The sequence below is a fragment of the Streptomyces sp. NPDC005820 genome (genome assembly GCF_040630255.1).
Lineage (GTDB): Bacteria > Actinomycetota > Actinomycetes > Streptomycetales > Streptomycetaceae > Streptomyces.
In genome coordinates this window covers 44712-61192 of the sequence record NZ_JBEXXE010000019.1, presented here as the reverse complement: position 1 = coordinate 61192, position 16481 = coordinate 44712, and the positions used below count along the sequence as shown (strand labels likewise).

The window sequence follows — 16481 nt, the reverse complement described above, 5'->3', positions numbered from 1 at the left end:
CGCAGGTCACAGGCCTGCGGCTCCCTCTCCTACTGATAGGCGGGCCGGGTGCAGTGGTCGTGCCGGTCGCAATTGCATTTCCCGCAGGCGACGCACATCTGGTCGGCTTCCAGCCCGCAGGCCCCGCACCCTCCCGTCAGCTCCAGTTCGAGGTCGTCGAGGAGGATCAGCCGGTCGATCGCGGCTTCCCGCTGGGGCGTGCGGCGAAAGCGGCGGACCACGGACCAGAACTCGTCCGGCGCGTTCGTGTGCTGGTCCTCGGCGAGGCAGGAGGCGGCGGCGTTCACGTCACACCACTCGTGCGGGTCGACCCCGCACGCGGACAACGCCCGCTCGATCTCACCCTTGAAGGTCTCCAAGCTCTGCGTCACGTTCAGCACCGTCCTTTCGTGTGGTCTGTTCTGGTCAGGCGGTCGGGGCCGGAAGGACTCGCTCTACGGTCACGACGTCCCAGGCGGCGGTCGCAACGGGCACGGCGAAGGCCCACTGGCCGCGGTAGGTGCGCCGCTGGCCCTCCTCGGTGGCGCCCTCGACGAGCGCCCACCACTCGCCCTGGCCGGTGGCCGGGTCGATCCGCACGCCGGTGTCGATGACGTTGAGGCGGGCACCGAAGGCATGCAGGACGTCGGCGGGCTCGACGAGCATGCGCGGGGTCTCGAAGGCGATGGGCAGGCCGGCGGAGATCCGGGCCGTCTGGGCGGCGGCCGGGTCGGCGAGCTTGTAGCCCAGGTCGATGGCCACCTGCTCGGCCAGGTCGACGCTGCGGGTGTAGGCGCCCTTGCAGTATTCACGGGCCGGCTTCCCGAGCTTGCTGTACGCGTGGAAGGCGCCGTACTGCTCGGTGATCGCGACGGCCCAGACGACGGCGACGAAGCCGACGACCTGCTCGGACTCGACGACTACCACGTCCCCGTCGGCCACCTGCTCCTGGTCGGCGGCGGCGCGGACGTCGGCGGTGCTGGCGAAGTGCCACACCTTCGGCTTGGCCTCCTCGGCGGCGGCGCGCGCCGTGTCGACGGCTTCGATGATCTGGCCGAGCTGGAAGGCGGCGGCGGCCTGCACGTTTCCCTGGGCCAGGCGCTCCGCGTAGGTCTCGCTCATGGTCGGGTCCTCTCTGTCTGTCTGGGGCGGTTTGTGGTGCTACTTTCATTCTTTCCAAATCGACTTGCCCTAGCCAGTTTTCACAATCACATTCGGTAAAGTGACCGCAAAGGTTCGACGTCGCCGCTGACGTTCAGTCGGTTTGGTCAAACCGCCTCGTGAAAGACTGGAGCCATGCCCAAGCCCTATTTCGGCAAGCAACCGCTGCCCGAGTACCAGCCCAGTGACGCCGCCCGCGAGGCCCTCGCCGCGTGGAAAAAGGCCCTGGAGGACGAGGAGAAGACCCGCCATGCAGCCCGCAAGGCGCTGGCCGAGGAGCTGAAGGCTGACACGGATCTCCCCTACGCGGCCGTGGCCGCGCACCCGCTCGTGCCGTGGACCGAGGCGACTCTCCGCATCATCGGCACCGAGTACAAGGTCCCGCCCCGTCAGCCCAACAAGGCCAAGAAGGACTAGCCCCGACAACGCGAAGGGCCGCACCGTCCGGTGCGGCCCTTCTGCGTGTCTGCGTCAGCCAGCCTTGATGAGGACGCCGACGAGGATGACCAGGGCGACGACGACGGTCGCGATCTTCTGCTCGCGCGGCAGGTCGACGAACCTCATCCGCTCGGGTTCGAGGATCTCCTCCCCGTCGGGGATGTGTCCGCCGTGGAAGTCGCGCCGGTGGGTGTCGCGCTCAGCCCTGGCTTCCGCCTTGGTGGGGACCTCGGGCGACGTCGTGCGGCACTGCGGGCACCGGTAGGCGTACCCGTCCACGGTGGACCTCCTCATGAGCGCGTCATTCTTGCTCATGATGCGCGATGCGGTGCCCGACCGGTCCATGGTTTCCCTCATTTCACGATTCGAAGGTGCCGTTCGATTACTCGTCGGGGAGGCGCTCGATCACCCAGGCGGCCGGGCCGCGGTCTGGGTCGTTTACCCACCGGTAGCCGCGTGCGAGGTCCTCTTCCGTCCAACCGTCTGGCGCTCTCCGGACGCTCTCCGGGGCCTCTCCGCTGCTCTCCGGTCCCGGAGATTTCAGCAGGTCAGGACCACTCTCCGCCCCGGAGGTCTCCGGGGAGCGCGATCCTGGGCCGTCCCCAGGGAAGGGGAAGGGGGGAAGCTGATCGCGGTGGATACCGGCCCGCCCGGCGACACCCCCCGCGCGGAACGTACGGGAGGGGTCCCAGCCGGCCGCGACGAGCACCTCCCGCAGCTCCTGATCGGTGGCCTCCGCCAGGCCCGGGAGGCGCTCCCGCATGGACGGTCGGAGGGTGCTCAGGTGGACCCCGTTGTCGGCCCCGATCAGCTCCCGGACGAGAGCCATCAGCGGGGGCTCGGTCACGGCCTCGCCGGCGTCCTCGTCGAGGCCCTCGGCGGGGACCGCCGCAGGGTCCTTCGAGAGCTTGACCTGCGCCTTCTTCTTCGCGCCTTTCTTCGGCTTCTGCCCGCCCTTCTTCGCCCCCTTCGACTTGGCGGCCTTCTTCAGCAGCTGGTCGAACGCGCCGCGGGTGGCGGAGATCGAGGCCAGGCACCAGAGCCAGATGACGGCGATCACCGTCTGGGCGGGCCACATGCCGACGGTCCGGGCGAGCAGGTACAGCAGCACCGCCACTCCCCCGAACCTCGCCAGGACCGAGCCGCCCTTGCCGTACGCGCCCGTCAGCCAGCCAGCGAACAGGCGGCCCAAGATCCGGCTACCGGCGAGGATCATCAGGCCGAACTTGGCGAGCCCGGTGAGCAGGCGGCGGCCGAGGCTCACGGCGGGCTTCCGGCCCGCCCTGGCGCTGCGGCGGGCGAGGTCGACAACGGCCTTCGGGTCGGCGTACGGGCGCAGGTCCGGGATCACGAAGGCGGGAATCCGCTCGGGCTCCTCCCGCGGCTCATCGTCGCCGAGCTCGTCGACGCCAGGCTCAGGCTCACCGGGCTCATGAGCCTGAGCCGCTGTGAGCCCACCGGGGTCGGCGGCGAGCTCACGCACCTTGAGCCCCTCGTCGGGGCTCGGCGTCTGGTGGGTGGCGGCGGTCATCCGGCGAGCCCCATCGCGATCTCGTGGATCCGCTCGGCGGCGATGCCGTACCCGGCGCCCGCGCCCGACGCGACGTAGAAGAACGCGATCGAGGTCATGGCGACCTGCTGCCGGGTCATCTTCTTCCACAGCAGCAGCGCGATCAGCGTCAGCGCGATCCCCGGCATCGAGTAGCCGGGGAACGCCTTGCCGAACATGCGGATGCCGTCGTTGACGAGGTCGGACACGAACGAGAACGGCGGACCGGCGGCCTTGAAGGAGGCACCGGCGAGCAGGCTCAGGAAGACGATCCAGCCCCACCCGAGGGGCTTGAGCTTTCCGCCCTCGTTGTCCTTCGTGCCGAACCACAGGATCACGCTCAGGACGCCGGCCACGCCGACTATGCCGAGCGCTCCCAGGAAGCTGTTCACGGGTGTTCTGTCCGTTCTCTTCAGTGCGGTATGGGGTTGCCGTGGAGGGCAGCGCCGATGACGGCCGACGTCGTCAGGCCGCGTGCGGCCCAGTGGACGACCAGCGACCAGCGGCGCGTCGCGCGGTCGAGGGCCAGGAGGAGGACGGCGCCGACTCCCCAGAAGTAGGCGTCGGGGTTGTCGCGCAGGGCGAGCGGCGAGTCTGCGATGCTGCGGATCACGTCGTGCGCGTACTGCGGGATGCCGAAGAAGAAGCCGGCCCCGAGGCCGGTCCCGTGGTAGATCAGGAACTTCGCCTCGGGCGACATCTCGCGTGCGGCCTGGACGAGCGACTTCCGCTCTTTCGCCTGGCCTGTGGCGGGCGTGAACACGGGCGTCGCGAACGGCGGCCGGGAGGAGCCACCGCCCGAGGGCCGCCACCTGCGGGCGCGCTTCGCGGGCTGCCCCTCCCCCGCGTCCTCGTCGTCGTCGCCGGGCTCCTCTTCGTCCTCTTCGCCCAGGTCATCGGGGTCGCCGTCATCGTCGGCGCGGGAGCGCTTCAGGACCTTCTGCAGGCGGGGGCGGCGGCGCCTCTCGGCCTGCTCGGTGGGCTCCTCGCCCTCCTCCTGGTCGTCGGCGTCGTCGGGCTCGCCGGGGGCAGGCTTCTCCTCGTCGTCGTGCCCCGTCGCGGCTGGCTCGTCGCCGACGAGTGCGAGCTGCGGCTTGCGCTCCTCCCACCACCCCGGCATGCGGGGCGCGCTCGCCCGACGCGGGGCGGGCACCTTGGCCGTCGGCTCGTAGTCGGGCTTCGGCGGGACGGCAACGGTGGCGGGCTGCTGCTCGGCCTCGTCGTCAGGGGCGTGACCGGCGGGGCGGACGCCGAGGCGGAGCAGGGCGGTGCGGACGGCGGTCTCGTCGTCGTCGGGCTCAATGTGCTCAGTCATGCGTAGAACCCCGTCCCTTCTCCGTTGAGCTGTCGGGCCTCGATGAGCCTCAGTTCTGCGGTCTTCTCATCGACGCCGAGCAGTGGCGCCACCGACGCGGGCGTGAGTCGATCACCGGCCTTGAGCCGCCCGGCGAGCTTGACGACCCGGTGAGCCTGGGTCAGGCGCCGCTGCGCGGTGGCTGGGCTCACGCCGAGCAGCGGCGCGGCCGTCTTCTTCGTGATCTGCTCGCCGCTCTGGAGCTTGGTCGCGAGTTCGATGATCTGGCGCATTTCGGTACTGGCTGCGGGCGCGGGCTCGCGCTGGTCGTCCTGCTCGCGCCCCTGCTCACGGGCGGGCTCACGATCGCCCTGAGCCCGGCTCGCGCCCGCGTCGCCGGTCCCCTGCTCGCCAGTGGGCGGGGCCGGTACCTTCGTCAGCGGCTGGTGGGGCGGCGTCGGCCTCTCGTGTCGGGGCTCAGGCTCACCCCACTCGGGCTCAGGCTCACCCCAGTCAGGCTCAGGCTCATCCCACTCACGCTCGGGCTCATCCCACTCAGGCTCAGGCTCATCCCGGCTGCTCTCGCCGAGCTCACTGGGCTCCGGCACGGGCAGGGGAGCCAACTCGATCCGCTCAGGCGACTCAGCGGCGGTGAGTCCGGCAGCCTGCGGGCTCACGGCAAGCATGTCGCCGAGTGCGAGGCCCGCGCCTTCGGTGAGCGTGACCCGCTGGACGCGGATCAGCTCGACGCCGAGCTCGGCATCGCCCTCTCCCGCGCGACGTAGCAGCCACCAGGCCGCGAGCTCCGACCAGTTCTGCACCCACTTCCACGGGTGCCGGTCGGCACGCGCACGGTGGTACGCGATCCGCCGCATGATCTGCGCGTTGCGGCGCTGCGCCTCAACGTCGAGGTTCGTCCGGTAGACGACGAGTCGCCGGGCGACCAGGCCGAGGCCTTCGGCCGCGACGCACATAGCCATGGGCGTGATCCCGTAGACCACGGATTCGGTGAGGGTGTCAGCGACGACCACGCCGGTCGCTGCCGCGGCGGCGGGCGCCGACCACAGACCGGCTCGGACAGGCCAGGGTGCGGCCTGCCCGAGCATGGTCAGCAGGACCATGACCAGGGCGAGGACGAGCGTCGCGCCCTCACCGGCCGCAACGACGCCGAGCGCCGTCGCCTGCCGGTCCGGCCCGAACTCGCTCACGACGTTCGTGAACGTGCCCCAGCCGCCGAGGCCGCCGAAGCCGATCATCGGGACCGTCGCGGAGATCAGTACGGCGCGCTGCCCTCCGGTGAGCTTGCGCGTCTCGGTCATGGGTCTGCCCTTCGCGTGTGGTCGGGACGTGTCGCAGGGAAGCCGGGCCCTGCCCCTGCGGGAGGGGACGGGCGAGGGCCCGGCGGTCATTCGGCGGTCAGGAGCGGCGGCGGAACAGGCCCGGCTTCTCCTCAAAGCCGAACTTCGTGCCGTCGGACCCGCCGCGCGCGACGGTCTCGCGGTGTCGTCGGCGGCGGCCCGCCGCGAGGTCGAGCTCACGGCCGCGACGCCGGGTGTTCTTGTCCTGGTCGCGGGTCGCGGCGTACGGGCCGACGGCGGGCGTGTAGCGCGGGCCGCCCGTCATCGCTTCGCGGATGCGGTCGAAGCGCTCGCCCATCAGCGGACACCGCCCCACCGCTCGGCCCCGGCCTTGGCGTTCCACTTCGTCGTCTCCGACTGCGCGAGCGCATCCTCTGCCCGAGCAGCCCGTTCCTGCGGCGTGCCTCGGTCCTGGCGGCAGGCAGGCACCGTCGCGGGCTGGGCGACGGTCTGGTTCGGCGTCTTCGTGCTGATCTGGCGGACGGTCATCGGCGCACCTTGCGCAGCTGCTTGTCCGCGCTGTCCGGGCGATTCCCCGGGCGCGCGTTAGTACCCTGTGGCATGCGTCAGCTCCATCTGACGTGGCCCCCGGTCGGCGTTTCCTAGGCCCCGACCGGGGGCCGACTTTTAGGCGCAACATCGCGTTGCTTGCCCGACTGTATGGGACTCCCATACAGTCGGGCAAGCGGCCATGGCAGATAGGAACCGGATGGCCGAGGAACAGACAGGCGGCAGAGGGGAGGCGCAGCGCGTGTTCGACGCCCTGGAAGCCCTCAAGGCAATCGAGGACGAGGCAGCCAGAGCCCGGGAGATCAGCGTGTTCCTCCGGGCGTACGGCCCGAAGATCAAGGAACTAAGCGATCTTCGCCGGGAGTTCGTCCTCGACCAGCGGCAACAACAGGGGGTCTCTGTCAGGAAGCTCGCAGCAAGGCTCGACGTCTCCCCGTCGACCATTCAGGACATCGAACGCGGCTACTCCGGGTCCGGCAAGACCCGGCCGCGAAAGGCGAAGGATGATGCCGATGCAGGCGACCGCGACGACCACGCCAGCGGCTGAAACAGCCCGGGGCGTGATCGTCCACCCAGCAGGACCTGACGATGTGGCGGTCTACCGTCTGCACGGCAGCGACGGGGGCCTGCTCCATGTGGGCATGAGCAAGGACCCGATTCACCGTTGGGCCGATGAACACCGGCACCGGCGCTGGTGGCCGGAGGTCACCTCATACGAATGGACCTGGCACTGTTCACGCGCCGAGGCCCGGAGAGTCGAGCGAGAACTCCTCTCGACCGGCCTCGCCAAGTACAACGTCCACAGCACGCCGGAGCACGGGCCCAATCAGCGCCGACAACGTGGGGCCAGGCGAACCCGATGAGTCACCGGTCCTTCATCAGGATGTGAAGCAGCGTCACTACACCAACCCCAACTAGGAGCGCGGCGCCGAACGAAGGATGCTCCAGGGCCGCGTACACCGCGCCACAACCCACGAGTACCAGCAGAGCCGTCCTCTGATCCGTTTGACCGTTCACCGGTGAGCCCTCCCGCGCCTGGGCCGCCATCCCGTTCGGCAGCCGCCTGCATATCTCGAGCACCTTTGACGAGGGCCCTGCATCTGGAGGAATCAACGACTGTAATCCGGACAGAATTCATAACCCGCACCCCCGCAGGCCGAGTTGGTCGTATAATCCGGCGCACGTCGGCGGACGACTCTTTGACGCCCGCCGGACGTGACAGCCGGCGAAAGCCCCCGCCGCAAGGAGCGCGGACCTCAAAGGTCTGAGTCTGAGTGGAGGTCACCGATACCGACCGGCCCTCTCGGACGGCCCCTGACAGGCTCACCCGCGAGGACCCGGCTCTGGTTTCCGGCGAACGTCAAGCTTGATGCTTCGCGACCTCGACGCGCAGTTCCTGCAGGCGGCGCCCGCTGGGGACGTGCGTGTACTGACCCCAGCCGTTGATTTCGCTCCCAGTCTGCGTCTTCAGTGCGGGGGAGGGCTGGGGGAAGGCCCGGCCGTCGGGGATTTCGACCCAGCCGTCAGCGGTGATGGTGGCTTCGTGGGTCCGCTGGAGCCGTGACTGGTGGTGGCGGAGCTTGTCCCCGGCGGCGGCCAGGCCAGCTTCGATGATGGGCATCAGGGCACCCGTTTTGCGGTTGCCCGCCTTGTCGGCGGACGGCTTCTTGTCGTTCAGGAGTTGACGACGCAGCACGTCATTCGGGGTGTCAACAAGGGGTTCGCTGTGACGTTGCAGGTAGGCGAACACCTCGTCGTCGACCTCGATGGTCCGCATGGGCTTGGGCATGGGGCACCTCCACGTTGAACTTTGGAACCCTCAGTCTGCCAGATTTAAAGTTTGGGGTGCAAGGAGGTCAGCGCAGGCACCCCCGGGGACTCTTCGGAAACCGGAGGGCTTGCGCGGGCGGCGTCGTTCCAGGCGCGGAACGGCACCAGGTCGGACGGGTGCGCACTGGAAGGTGAAGGCCTCCATCCGGCGCCATGCGCGGGCGTGCCGCCGCCGCTTCCAGCGATGGCGAACACGCATCGGGATCAGACGCACGAGTCCGCCTGCTCCGTGTCGTGGTGGGCCTCGCCCTCGGGGTGCGCGGTGTGCGGCTGGCGGCAGAACTTGCAGCGGGGCAGCCGCCGCTTGGCGTCGCTCACGCCCTGGTACTCCTTCACGAAGCCGGGGCAGCCGCTCAAGGCCTTGTCGGGCCAGTGGGGTTCCGGCTCGACGGCGGGGTCCAGGCGGTCGCCACAGTCGGCGCACGTGCGGGACTTGACCCACAGGTATCGGGCGTTGCGGTACTCGCTGGTGACCTCCCATGCGAGGTGCGCACACTCGGGCGCGACGACGGGGTCCAGGCGCTCGCCGCACTGTCGGCAGCGGCGCACGAGGACGAGGCCGGCCACCGTGCGGATTTCGTCGTCCTCGTCGTGCGCGCATTCCGCCGTTGCGGCGGGGACCGTGTCGAGACTGGCGATCGCGGCGCGCTGCCCGTCTGCGCACATCTCCGCGAGGCGCATGCCGGGCCAGCAGCTGCCGCACGCTGTGGCATGCGAGACAGCGGCGTCGTAGGCCACGGCGACGGCCTGGAGGAGCGGCATCGACTGGACGGGCTTCGGGTCCTCGCCATGGATCCATGCGGCGAGCGCGTCGGCGTACGCGCCGCGTGCGCGCGCCACCTGCTCGTCGAGGGCATCGGCGTGGTGGCGCAGTCGGCCCAGGTGCGGGGCGAACTCGGCGGCTTTCCGGGCGAGCGGCTCGGGTAGCACCTCAGCCAACCGGACCGGGGTCCGCTTGATGCCGTGGCCCGGGTCGAGGCACAGCTTCAGGAAGCTGCGGAGAGCCTCCGGGGTGTCGCAGTCGGTCAGGTTCGTCATCGGGCTCTTACTCCTCGTGGCTCAGAACGGCGGGGGGACGGTCGGTGGTCTGGGGGTGGGCGGCGCGCTGAGCGCGGCGGCGGGCGGCCTCGGCATGGAGGGCTTCCGCCTCTTCTCGGGCGGCGTCTTCAGCGGCCCAGCGCGCCATGAGCGCGGTGATGGCGTCGGCGGGCGCGTCGCGGCACCTCCGGCACATCCCGTCGTCGGGGAGGTCGCCGGCGAGCGGGCGGCCGCAGTCGACGCACTCGGGGCGTGGAGTCGAGGCGCCAGGGGGCCGACGCGGGTCCTCGCCGCGGTTGTAGGCGGCGCGGCGGTTCGCACGGCGCTCGACGCAGGCCCGGCACTCGGCGCCGGTGTCGACCATGACGCCGTCCTCGCACGACGGGTCGGGGCAGTACGGCGTGGGGCCGATCAGCGCCATGGCTGCGCCGATCGGATTCCGGATCAGGCCGTCGTAGAAGGCCGGTTCGAAGCCCCAGCCAACCCACCGGCGGCCGATCCGCCCGGCGATCTGCGTGGGCGTACGGGCATCCAGGGCGGCGAGCACCGCGCGGTGGTTGTTGCCCGGGATCCGCTGGCCGGGCAGCTGCGCGAGCAGCGGGCGGGGAAGCGCCGCCTCGACGACTCGCAGGGCCGCTCTCTGCTCACTGGTCAGACGCAGCTTCTTGCCCGTCGCGGCGGAGCCGCTGTTCGCTCGCGCGCTACTACCTGCATCAGTCCTACGGACGTCAGCGGCGCTACGCGCCGAAGGCGCACTCTCTCCACTCTCTTCTTCAACACCTTCTTCTAGATCTTTTACCGCCGCATCCGTGCGGCCAGGGCTAGCCGCACCCGTGCGGCTAGGGGTCGCCGCATCGCTGCGGCCAGGGGTAGCCGCACCCGTGCGGCCACCCCCCAGCGAATTCCGGGCTGCCTTGCGGGCTGCATCGCGCTGGGCGGCCCGCTCGTCCCACCGGTAGTGGTCGAGCAGTTCGTACACGCTCGGCAGGTGCCGCTTCGGGTTCCTCGGATCAGGCTGGCGGTCGACGCGCAGCAGGCCGTGCGCCTCCAGTCGTTTCGTCGAGCGGTCCACGGTGTCGACCGACCGGCCTATGCACTCGGCCAGCCGCTTGCGCGTCGGGACCCAGTCCGGGACGTTGTTCGGGTCCACCTCGGCGGACTCGGCGGACTCGCGGGTTGCGGTGTCCACGAACGACGCGATGGCCGCGTAGAGCGCCTTGTCGACCGGGTCCACGCTGCCATCACGGGCAAGCTCGGCGTCGAACTTGACCCAGTCGACGACGGCGCCGCGACGGATGACGCGGGGACGCTCGGTGCTCACAGATGCTCGCTTTCGAGTGGTGCTGGAGGGGACTGCTGAGCACGTCGAGAAGATCGCCGACGTGCGGAACTCCTTCGCGGACGCTGTCGGCCGTGCCCGATATGGCAACGGCGCCACCGTCCTGACCAGCCGCGGTAAGCGCGTCGCTGCGATCGTGTCGATGGAGTTCTACGAGCAGGCCCTTGAAGCGCTCGGGCTGGAAACCGTCCAGGCCCCGTCCAAGGAAAAGTGACCCCCGCGACCGTCGCATCACAGGTCACCTCGCAGCCACGTCAGCAGGTCCTCGTCTGAGCCGTGCGTGTGCGCCTGGTCGAAGTCGATGAATCCGCCCCGTTCTTCGGTGGTCGTCGCTGATCCGTGGCAGCCGACGCACAGGTTCCGCACCAGCCCGTCCCGCTTCGACTTGTGCGGGAACAGGTGCTTGCGGTGGCGGCAGAGCTGGCAGTCGCCGAGCGGTGGAGGCGTCGCCGGCGTCATCGCTTCCCCCCGTCCCGGGCCCATGACGGCGCCCGCCGCGCGGGTTGCCGACGGCAGCCCCGGGTGGCCCGCTGGAGGGCCCAGACGGCTACCCGATGGGTCATGGAGGCCAGGACCGGCGGATGCCCGAGGAGCCCTGCGGAGCCGGTCAGGACGGTGAACAGGTACAGGCCGACGAAGATCACCGGCCACCGCCGAGGTTCCGAGGGGTGGAGGCCGTGTCGCCGCGCTCATCTCGGTCGCGGCGGCGTTCGTCGAGACGGATGATGCCGAGGCAGCGTGTCATCGGTTCGTCGCTCTGCTGCCCCTTGCATGTGGCCACGTGGGGCTTGTGCAGCTTCTCGTAGGGGGCGGCGGGCAGTTCCTCCGTTGGCCGGCGCGAGAGCCATGTGCCCCGCCCGTCCCGGGAGACGGCCGTGTTGCCGTCCGGGTGCGGCGCGGCGTCGACTGCGAGCCGTTTCCTGCCCTCGGTGAGGGTCCACCGGATTGCGGCGCCGCAGACCCCGCAGTACGAGGGGCTGGGCATCAGGCCACCGCCTTGCGGGGCCGCCCGTGCTGGTCGCGCAGCTCGACGCCGGCGGCGAGGAGACGCGTCCGTATGAACCCGAGCCCGTGCCCGGTCCGGGCCTGGATGGCGCGCAGGCTCAGGCCACGCCTGTACAGGCCCGCGAGGTGCTCGGCGACCTGATCAACCTCGACGGGCTGACCGCCGCTCGGGCGGAGCTTCACCCCGGCCAGGAGAAGCTGGTGGCGAACGTACCGGTACGAGTGGCCGGTCACTTCCGCGACCGCGTTCAGGCCCAGCCCGTCGTCGTACAGTCGCGCGAACTCCTGGGCGATCGGGGCGGGCTCGGTCGGTGCGACCTGGTGACGCAGTTCGACGCCGGCCGTGATGAGCCGGAGCCGGGTGTACTCGAACGACCGGCCGGTGCGGGCGGCAACGGCACGGATGCTCAGGCCCTCCTCGTAGAGGGCAGCGACGTCCACGGACACGGACGCACCTTTCTGCACTGGTGGATGTGGGGCGGGGCCGCCCAGTTGGGGCCCCGCCGGGGAGGGGGTCAGGCCCAGAGGACGAGGGCGACGGCCAGGCCAAGCACGGGCGACCACGGGCCGATGACCGGTATGAACGCGGTCCCGGCCCAGACGACGACGCCGAACGACAGGCCGGCCATGAACTTGCGGAACTTCTTCACCCATCCGCTCCTGTTGTGCTGTGCGCTTCCAATTCGCGCTGGTCTCCGAGTCGGGCCCGCTCCGCGTACACCTGCACGGCATGCGCCTGCTTGCGGGCCCGGTGCGTCTCCGCACAGGTCTTGTGGGAAGGCCGGCCCTCCTCGTCGCGGAGGCAGGTCGGCCCCTTGCAGAACCGGCACGGCCTGGGCCGCTGAGCCCAGTGCCGTCTCGCGTCGGACCAGTCCAGGACCCCGCTCGCCGGGAGGAAGTCAGCCGGTCCCGGCCGCCACTTCCGCGACATCGCCACCTCCCGGTCTCCGGGAGTTCCGGCGGCGGCGCCTCTGCTGCCGCCGCCGGAACGTCTGCCGCTCGTCCTTGTCCAAGCCGCCCCAGACGCCGTTCGGCTCCGGCCGTTCGAGAGCCGCTTCAAGGCACGCCTCGATCACCGGGCACCGGACACAGACCGCCTTCGCTTCCCTCGTGACGAGCAGCACCAGCCCCTTGGGGAAGTCCTCGGGGAAGAAGATCGAGCGGTCGTCCAACTCGCGGCAGGCGGCCCGGTCGGACCAGTGCGGAGCACGCGAGAGGGTGTCGGGCGCGTAGCGGCTTGGACGAGGCATCAGCGGTCGGCCTCCCCGCCGCCGGACGCGATGGTCGCGCCGGCGATGGTGACTGCCCGGAAGGCGATGGTGTCCTCCCGGTCGGCTACTTCCTCGAGGTCCGCCGCATGCGGCGGGGGCGGCGTGGGCCGGGCGTACCTGGGGGGACTCGGGCGACGGTGCTTCCCCGTCGGCCGCAGCCACAGCCACATCCCCAGCGACATGCCCGGGGCGAGCATCGGCACGAGCCACCAGCCCACCGACGACAGCCGCTGAACGAGCTCGGCGAACCACACCAGGACTGAGAGGATCGTGCTCATCCCTCAACCCCCCGCCAGTTCATGACGGTCTTCTCCGTGACGCCGAGCAGCTTCGCGACGCTGCGCGCCGACTCCGTCGAGTGCTTCGCCGCGTACCGCAGCTCTTCCGGCTCCAGTGCCGTGTGCGGCAACGTCCCCTTGAGGACTCGCTGAACGGCGACCACGTCGACGCCCCGGTCCCAAGTGGCGAACTCGGTCAGGCTGTTCATGCGGCCTCACCGGCCTTGTGCGCCTCGCGCATGGCCCGGTCCTGCTGGTGCTCACCGGCGACGCAGCCCGGGATCTTGCACGACCGGGTCAGGTTCCCCTCCGGCTCACGCCCGTGGTGCAGCCGGAACGCCACCCGGTACGCGGTCTGGATGCTTGTCCGGTGCCGGACTACGGGCGTCCCGCACTTCTCTCGCGTGCCGGTCCACCGCCGGTGGCCGCCCTCGACGGGCTCGGACTGCTCGTTGAACGCCTCCTCCCACGAGCTGTAGTTCGCGCGCCGGCCGCGCACGTACGCGGGCAGCCCGACCCGTTTGCGGACCTCGTCGACCCGCCTCCAGCCGCAGCCCAGCTGGGCCGCGACTGCGGTGTTCGAGACGTCGTCTCTGGCGAGCAGCGCGCGGAGTATCTGCTCGTCGCTGACGTCGACAGTCGTGGTCATCGCTTCACCTCCGGCCACTGGGCCTTCTTGAGGGCCTCCCGCTGTGCGGCGGGCATGGAGAACTCAGGGCAGCCGAGCCAGTCGAGACCGGCCCAGCGCAGCCAGGCGGCATCGCATTGGTTGTCGTCCTCGAACTCGCGACCGGCCCGCTTGTACGCGGCGAGAGCCATCGGGACCTTGTCGCCCGAGCCCTTGCCGGTCGCGTAGTACTTCAGCGACGCGGCCACGACGAGGGCGTACGGGACGCCCTGCTTGTTCAGCAGGTTCCGAACCACGCCGTGGACCATGGCGATCGGCTTCGCCGCGTGGCTGTTTTGCGGGATGTCCTCCATCACCACCAGGTCGACCGCGGTGCCAAGGCCGAGATGCTCGCCGCCGACGGCGATCTGCACGGCTTCTTCGATCTGCGTCAGCCGGTGGTCGCCGTCCTTCTGCTTCGTCTTCACCGTGCTGGTCGACCCGTCGCGGTAGGCGATGCCCGATCCGGTCAGGGACAGGTCGAGGCCGACCACGGTGAACTTCCGCTGCTCGTCGGTGCGTGCGCTCACTGGTCCCCTCCCTGTCCGCCGTCGAGCCACTCGGCGGGAATGGGCGGGGCCAGCTCGAGGTCAGGCCACTCCAGCCGCTCGCCGTTCGTGTCCTCGTTGCCGGGCGGGTCGTCGAGGTCGAGCCGCGCGGTGAAGTGCTCGCCGGCGAGGTCAGCGGCCTCCTTCCCGGACGCGGCGACGAACGGGGCCGCGCCGGTCAGGAATGCCCGCCGCGGGGACCAGCCGAGGACCGTCACCCACACGTGCGCGGTGTCCTCGTCGCAGCAGTCGAGACGACCGCCTTCCTCGACGGCGAGGACCGACACGACCGTCGGAAGCCACGTGTGCGTCACCGGGCACCGCCCTTCGCGATGCGCAGCGGGCGCACCGCGACGTAGTCCTCGGTGATCTGCTCGGGCAGCTGGATCCGCGTGAGGACCAGGTCGTCGGGGTCGGTGACGCCGAGGTTCGCCTTCACGTCCAGGTAGCGGCCGGTCAGGCGGGTCAGCTCCAGGCCCACGGCCTGCGCGAGAAGGTCAGCGAGGACGGTGACCTCTCGCTCCATGTGCCAGCCGAGGACAACGACCTGCGCCGTCCGTGTCTTCACGTCGACCGAGTTCACGTGGACCGCGCTGGTGTAGCGAGGCTCTTCGAGTGCCAGCAGGTAGCGGCGGCCCAGCTGGGTGATCCGCCACGCGCCCTCGTTGCCGTCCGCGTACCGGCGGGCACGCAACCCGCGCAGTTCCTCGGTGGGGTCCTCGAACGACTCGCCGCCGGCCAGGGCCCGCAGCACGTGCTCCGCCGCCTTCGGCAGTGGCTGCTCGGTCGCGTGCTTCACCACGCGGGTCTGCGCGACGCGCCAGGCGTGCGTGCCGCGAGTCGTCTCCGCCGAGCACGGGCACGCCCCGACGGTGGCCACCAACGCGGGGTCGCCCACGTGGCCGTGGCACTGCATCACGCTGCTTCGGCCCTTCTCACACAAACGGGCCGAACAGCACGGGCAGTTGGGGCAAGGAGCCTGGGCCGGGCGCAGATACTCAGGCCCGAACGGCTCGTCGTAGGTGATGGTCATGAGTCCTGTCCTGGGGTCTCGTGTCCGCAGCGGAAGCACTTCCGGGAGCCGTCCGCGCGCATCGCGTGCGGGGTCCGGCGCTTCTCGCGCGGGCAGTCAGCGAAGTCGGCTATGTCGGCGTGGCCTTCCGCCCACAGGGCGGGCAGCGCCAGTACGGAGGAGGCCGGGGCGGGGGCCGGGCCCGCGAACAGTGCGCGGGCCCGGCTCAACCAGGCGGCTGGCACGGCTACCGCCTCTTGTTCCTGTCGCGGTTGCGGCGCCTCGGCCGCGTCCGGCCGCGCCTCTTCTTCACGGCCAGGCGGGGCTCCGGGACGTCCTGCGACGCCTCGGCCGTCCTTGCGGCCTGCCGTGCCTCCGCCTCAAGCGCGGCCGTGTCCGGGTCGATCGCCGCGAGGATCTGCGGCACTCCGTCCTCGGCGGCCTGCTCGACCGCAACCAGGGCGCGCAGCTCAGCCGACTTCGGGACCAGCTTCGCCATGCGCCGGATCGCCGACTTCAGGTGCATGTCCGGGAACCGGGTGTGCCACAGAGAGTCCTTCTTGCCGTTCGCCTCCGCCCGCTGGTAGGCGCGGCTGAACTCGTCGCGGATCTCCTGAGCTTCCTCGGCGGTGACGACCGCGACCGCTGACCGGGCGCCGCCCTCCAGCCACGCGAACGCGTACGCGAACAGCGGCTCCCCGCGGTTCTTCTTCGACGCCAGCAGGTTCGGCTTGTGCACGAAGTCCTCGCCGACCCGGGCCGTGGGCACGTAGTCCCAGTCGTCGCCGTCGTAGACCAGGCCGGCCACTACGGACTTCACCAGGCCTGACCTGTACATGAGTTCCAGGTAGCCGTGGTAGGTGGCGAGGAAGGTGGCGATCCGGTCGTCGGCGGTGATGACCGCCTGCTGGCCGTCCGGGATCAGCCCGAACCTGGCGCAGGTGATGACGCTCTGCAGGACGCTCGCCGGGGTGCAGTTCCGCAGCTTCGGCAGGACCGGGCGGAGCGCCGCGAGGAACAGGTCGACGCTGACGTGCTTCGGCAACGCGGCCTCGATGTCGGCCCGGAACTGCTCGATGTCGTGGCCGTGCCCGGCCGGGGTCTCCTCGGCGTCCTCACCACGGTCGTGCCGGATGCCCTCGGTGCTCACGACGGTCGCCGCCCGCGCCTGGACGCGTTCCTTCAGGGTGGTCAGGGCCATGGG

Annotated in this window: 28 protein-coding genes; 3 read left to right on the top strand and 25 right to left on the bottom strand. The window is 70.6% G+C overall.

What is annotated here, in order from left to right; all coding sequences use genetic code 11:
• Positions 1-29 precede the first annotated feature (29 nt).
• Entirely contained in the window at positions 30-371 is a 342-nt protein-coding gene (locus tag ABZ464_RS23635; protein ID WP_359279613.1) for a hypothetical protein, read from the bottom strand.
• Between the two features lie 34 nt (positions 372-405).
• Complete coding sequence (locus ABZ464_RS23630; protein WP_359279612.1) at positions 406-1101, bottom strand: hypothetical protein; 696 nt, start codon at positions 1099-1101, stop codon at positions 406-408.
• Between the two features lie 174 nt (positions 1102-1275).
• On the opposite strand from ABZ464_RS23630, the gene ABZ464_RS23625 reads away from it, so the two are divergent.
• Positions 1276-1557 carry a hypothetical protein gene (locus ABZ464_RS23625; RefSeq protein WP_359279611.1) on the top strand — a complete coding sequence of 94 codons (282 nt, stop codon included), beginning with the start codon at positions 1276-1278 and terminating at the stop codon, positions 1555-1557.
• Between the two features lie 54 nt (positions 1558-1611).
• Here the strand turns inward: ABZ464_RS23625 and ABZ464_RS23620 are convergent, their stop codons facing one another.
• The 7 genes from ABZ464_RS23620 to ABZ464_RS23590 all read right to left on the bottom strand — a co-directional run bounded on the left by ABZ464_RS23620 (position 1612) and on the right by ABZ464_RS23590 (position 6268).
• Positions 1612-1893 carry a hypothetical protein gene (locus tag ABZ464_RS23620; protein WP_359279610.1) on the bottom strand — a complete coding sequence of 94 codons (282 nt, stop codon included), beginning with the start codon at positions 1891-1893 and terminating at the stop codon, positions 1612-1614.
• A gap of 67 nt (positions 1894-1960) precedes the next feature.
• Positions 1961-3109, bottom strand: a complete 1149-nt coding sequence (locus ABZ464_RS23615) for a hypothetical protein (RefSeq protein ID WP_359279609.1) — start codon at positions 3107-3109, stop codon at positions 1961-1963.
• The gene (locus ABZ464_RS23610; RefSeq protein ID WP_359279608.1) at positions 3106-3519 is read right to left on the bottom strand and encodes a hypothetical protein; all 414 of its coding nucleotides are present in this window, start codon (positions 3517-3519) and stop codon (positions 3106-3108) included. Before ABZ464_RS23610 ends, ABZ464_RS23615 begins: the two co-directional genes overlap by 4 nt.
• Positions 3520-3539: 20 nt before the next feature.
• Complete coding sequence (locus ABZ464_RS23605) at positions 3540-4442, bottom strand: hypothetical protein (RefSeq protein ID WP_359279607.1); 903 nt, start codon at positions 4440-4442, stop codon at positions 3540-3542.
• On the bottom strand, positions 4439-5740 hold the full coding sequence (locus tag ABZ464_RS23600) for a hypothetical protein (RefSeq protein ID WP_359279606.1): 1302 nt from the start codon (positions 5738-5740) through the stop codon (positions 4439-4441). Before ABZ464_RS23600 ends, ABZ464_RS23605 begins: the two co-directional genes overlap by 4 nt.
• Positions 5741-5837: 97 nt before the next feature.
• The gene (locus tag ABZ464_RS23595; RefSeq protein WP_359279605.1) at positions 5838-6077 is read right to left on the bottom strand and encodes a hypothetical protein; all 240 of its coding nucleotides are present in this window, start codon (positions 6075-6077) and stop codon (positions 5838-5840) included.
• Entirely contained in the window at positions 6077-6268 is a 192-nt protein-coding gene (locus ABZ464_RS23590; protein WP_359279604.1) for a hypothetical protein, read from the bottom strand. The genes ABZ464_RS23595 and ABZ464_RS23590 overlap by 1 nt, the downstream gene beginning before the upstream one ends.
• Positions 6269-6488: 220 nt before the next feature.
• Here ABZ464_RS23590 and ABZ464_RS23585 point away from each other — a divergent pair, with 220 nt between their 5' ends.
• On the top strand, positions 6489-6836 hold the full coding sequence (locus ABZ464_RS23585) for a helix-turn-helix transcriptional regulator (RefSeq protein ID WP_359279603.1): 348 nt from the start codon (positions 6489-6491) through the stop codon (positions 6834-6836).
• A gap of 813 nt (positions 6837-7649) precedes the next feature.
• On the opposite strand, the gene ABZ464_RS23580 is transcribed toward ABZ464_RS23585, so the two are convergent.
• The 3 genes from ABZ464_RS23580 to ABZ464_RS23570 all read right to left on the bottom strand — a co-directional run bounded on the left by ABZ464_RS23580 (position 7650) and on the right by ABZ464_RS23570 (position 10478).
• Entirely contained in the window at positions 7650-8078 is a 429-nt protein-coding gene (locus ABZ464_RS23580; protein ID WP_359279602.1) for a hypothetical protein, read from the bottom strand.
• A gap of 245 nt (positions 8079-8323) precedes the next feature.
• A complete protein-coding gene (locus tag ABZ464_RS23575; RefSeq protein WP_359279601.1) occupies positions 8324-9157 on the bottom strand; it encodes a hypothetical protein in 834 nt (277 codons plus the stop codon).
• Positions 9158-9164: 7 nt separating this feature from the next.
• The gene (locus ABZ464_RS23570) at positions 9165-10478 is read right to left on the bottom strand and encodes a hypothetical protein (protein WP_359279600.1); all 1314 of its coding nucleotides are present in this window, start codon (positions 10476-10478) and stop codon (positions 9165-9167) included.
• Between the two features lie 16 nt (positions 10479-10494).
• Here ABZ464_RS23570 and ABZ464_RS23565 point away from each other — a divergent pair, with 16 nt between their 5' ends.
• The gene (locus ABZ464_RS23565; RefSeq protein ID WP_359279599.1) at positions 10495-10710 is read left to right on the top strand and encodes a type II toxin-antitoxin system prevent-host-death family antitoxin; all 216 of its coding nucleotides are present in this window, start codon (positions 10495-10497) and stop codon (positions 10708-10710) included.
• 17 nt (positions 10711-10727) lie between these two features.
• Here the strand turns inward: ABZ464_RS23565 and ABZ464_RS23560 are convergent, their stop codons facing one another.
• The 13 genes from ABZ464_RS23560 to ABZ464_RS23500 form a co-directional block, all read right to left on the bottom strand.
• Complete coding sequence (locus ABZ464_RS23560; RefSeq protein WP_359279598.1) at positions 10728-10955, bottom strand: hypothetical protein; 228 nt, start codon at positions 10953-10955, stop codon at positions 10728-10730.
• Positions 10956-11136: 181 nt separating this feature from the next.
• Positions 11137-11481 (bottom strand): hypothetical protein, encoded by a 345-nt coding sequence (locus ABZ464_RS23555; protein WP_359279597.1) that lies wholly within the window; start codon positions 11479-11481, stop codon positions 11137-11139.
• Complete coding sequence (locus tag ABZ464_RS23550) at positions 11481-11948, bottom strand: helix-turn-helix domain-containing protein (protein ID WP_359279596.1); 468 nt, start codon at positions 11946-11948, stop codon at positions 11481-11483. The genes ABZ464_RS23555 and ABZ464_RS23550 overlap by 1 nt, the downstream gene beginning before the upstream one ends.
• A 68-nt stretch (positions 11949-12016) precedes the next feature.
• The gene (locus ABZ464_RS23545) at positions 12017-12151 is read right to left on the bottom strand and encodes a hypothetical protein (RefSeq protein ID WP_359279595.1); all 135 of its coding nucleotides are present in this window, start codon (positions 12149-12151) and stop codon (positions 12017-12019) included.
• A gap of 249 nt (positions 12152-12400) precedes the next feature.
• Positions 12401-12751 (bottom strand): WhiB family transcriptional regulator, encoded by a 351-nt coding sequence (locus ABZ464_RS23540; protein WP_359279594.1) that lies wholly within the window; start codon positions 12749-12751, stop codon positions 12401-12403.
• Positions 12751-13050, bottom strand: coding sequence for a hypothetical protein (locus tag ABZ464_RS23535; protein ID WP_359279593.1), 300 nt, complete (start codon positions 13048-13050; stop codon positions 12751-12753). The genes ABZ464_RS23540 and ABZ464_RS23535 overlap by 1 nt, the downstream gene beginning before the upstream one ends.
• Positions 13047-13259: a hypothetical protein gene (locus ABZ464_RS23530; protein WP_359279592.1), complete on the bottom strand. Its 213-nt coding sequence runs from the start codon at positions 13257-13259 to the stop codon at positions 13047-13049. Before ABZ464_RS23530 ends, ABZ464_RS23535 begins: the two co-directional genes overlap by 4 nt.
• Positions 13256-13699, bottom strand: coding sequence for a hypothetical protein (locus ABZ464_RS23525; protein ID WP_359279591.1), 444 nt, complete (start codon positions 13697-13699; stop codon positions 13256-13258). Before ABZ464_RS23525 ends, ABZ464_RS23530 begins: the two co-directional genes overlap by 4 nt.
• Positions 13696-14247, bottom strand: a complete 552-nt coding sequence (locus ABZ464_RS23520) for a Holliday junction endonuclease (RefSeq protein ID WP_359279590.1) — start codon at positions 14245-14247, stop codon at positions 13696-13698. The genes ABZ464_RS23525 and ABZ464_RS23520 overlap by 4 nt, the downstream gene beginning before the upstream one ends.
• On the bottom strand, positions 14244-14579 hold the full coding sequence (locus ABZ464_RS23515) for a hypothetical protein (protein ID WP_133909585.1): 336 nt from the start codon (positions 14577-14579) through the stop codon (positions 14244-14246). Before ABZ464_RS23515 ends, ABZ464_RS23520 begins: the two co-directional genes overlap by 4 nt.
• Entirely contained in the window at positions 14576-15298 is a 723-nt protein-coding gene (locus tag ABZ464_RS23510) for a hypothetical protein (protein ID WP_359279589.1), read from the bottom strand. Before ABZ464_RS23510 ends, ABZ464_RS23515 begins: the two co-directional genes overlap by 4 nt.
• Complete coding sequence (locus ABZ464_RS23505) at positions 15295-15522, bottom strand: hypothetical protein (RefSeq protein ID WP_359279588.1); 228 nt, start codon at positions 15520-15522, stop codon at positions 15295-15297. The genes ABZ464_RS23510 and ABZ464_RS23505 overlap by 4 nt, the downstream gene beginning before the upstream one ends.
• A 2-nt stretch (positions 15523-15524) precedes the next feature.
• Entirely contained in the window at positions 15525-16478 is a 954-nt protein-coding gene (locus ABZ464_RS23500; protein WP_359279587.1) for a recombinase RecT, read from the bottom strand.
• Between the last annotated feature and the right edge of the window lie 3 nt (positions 16479-16481).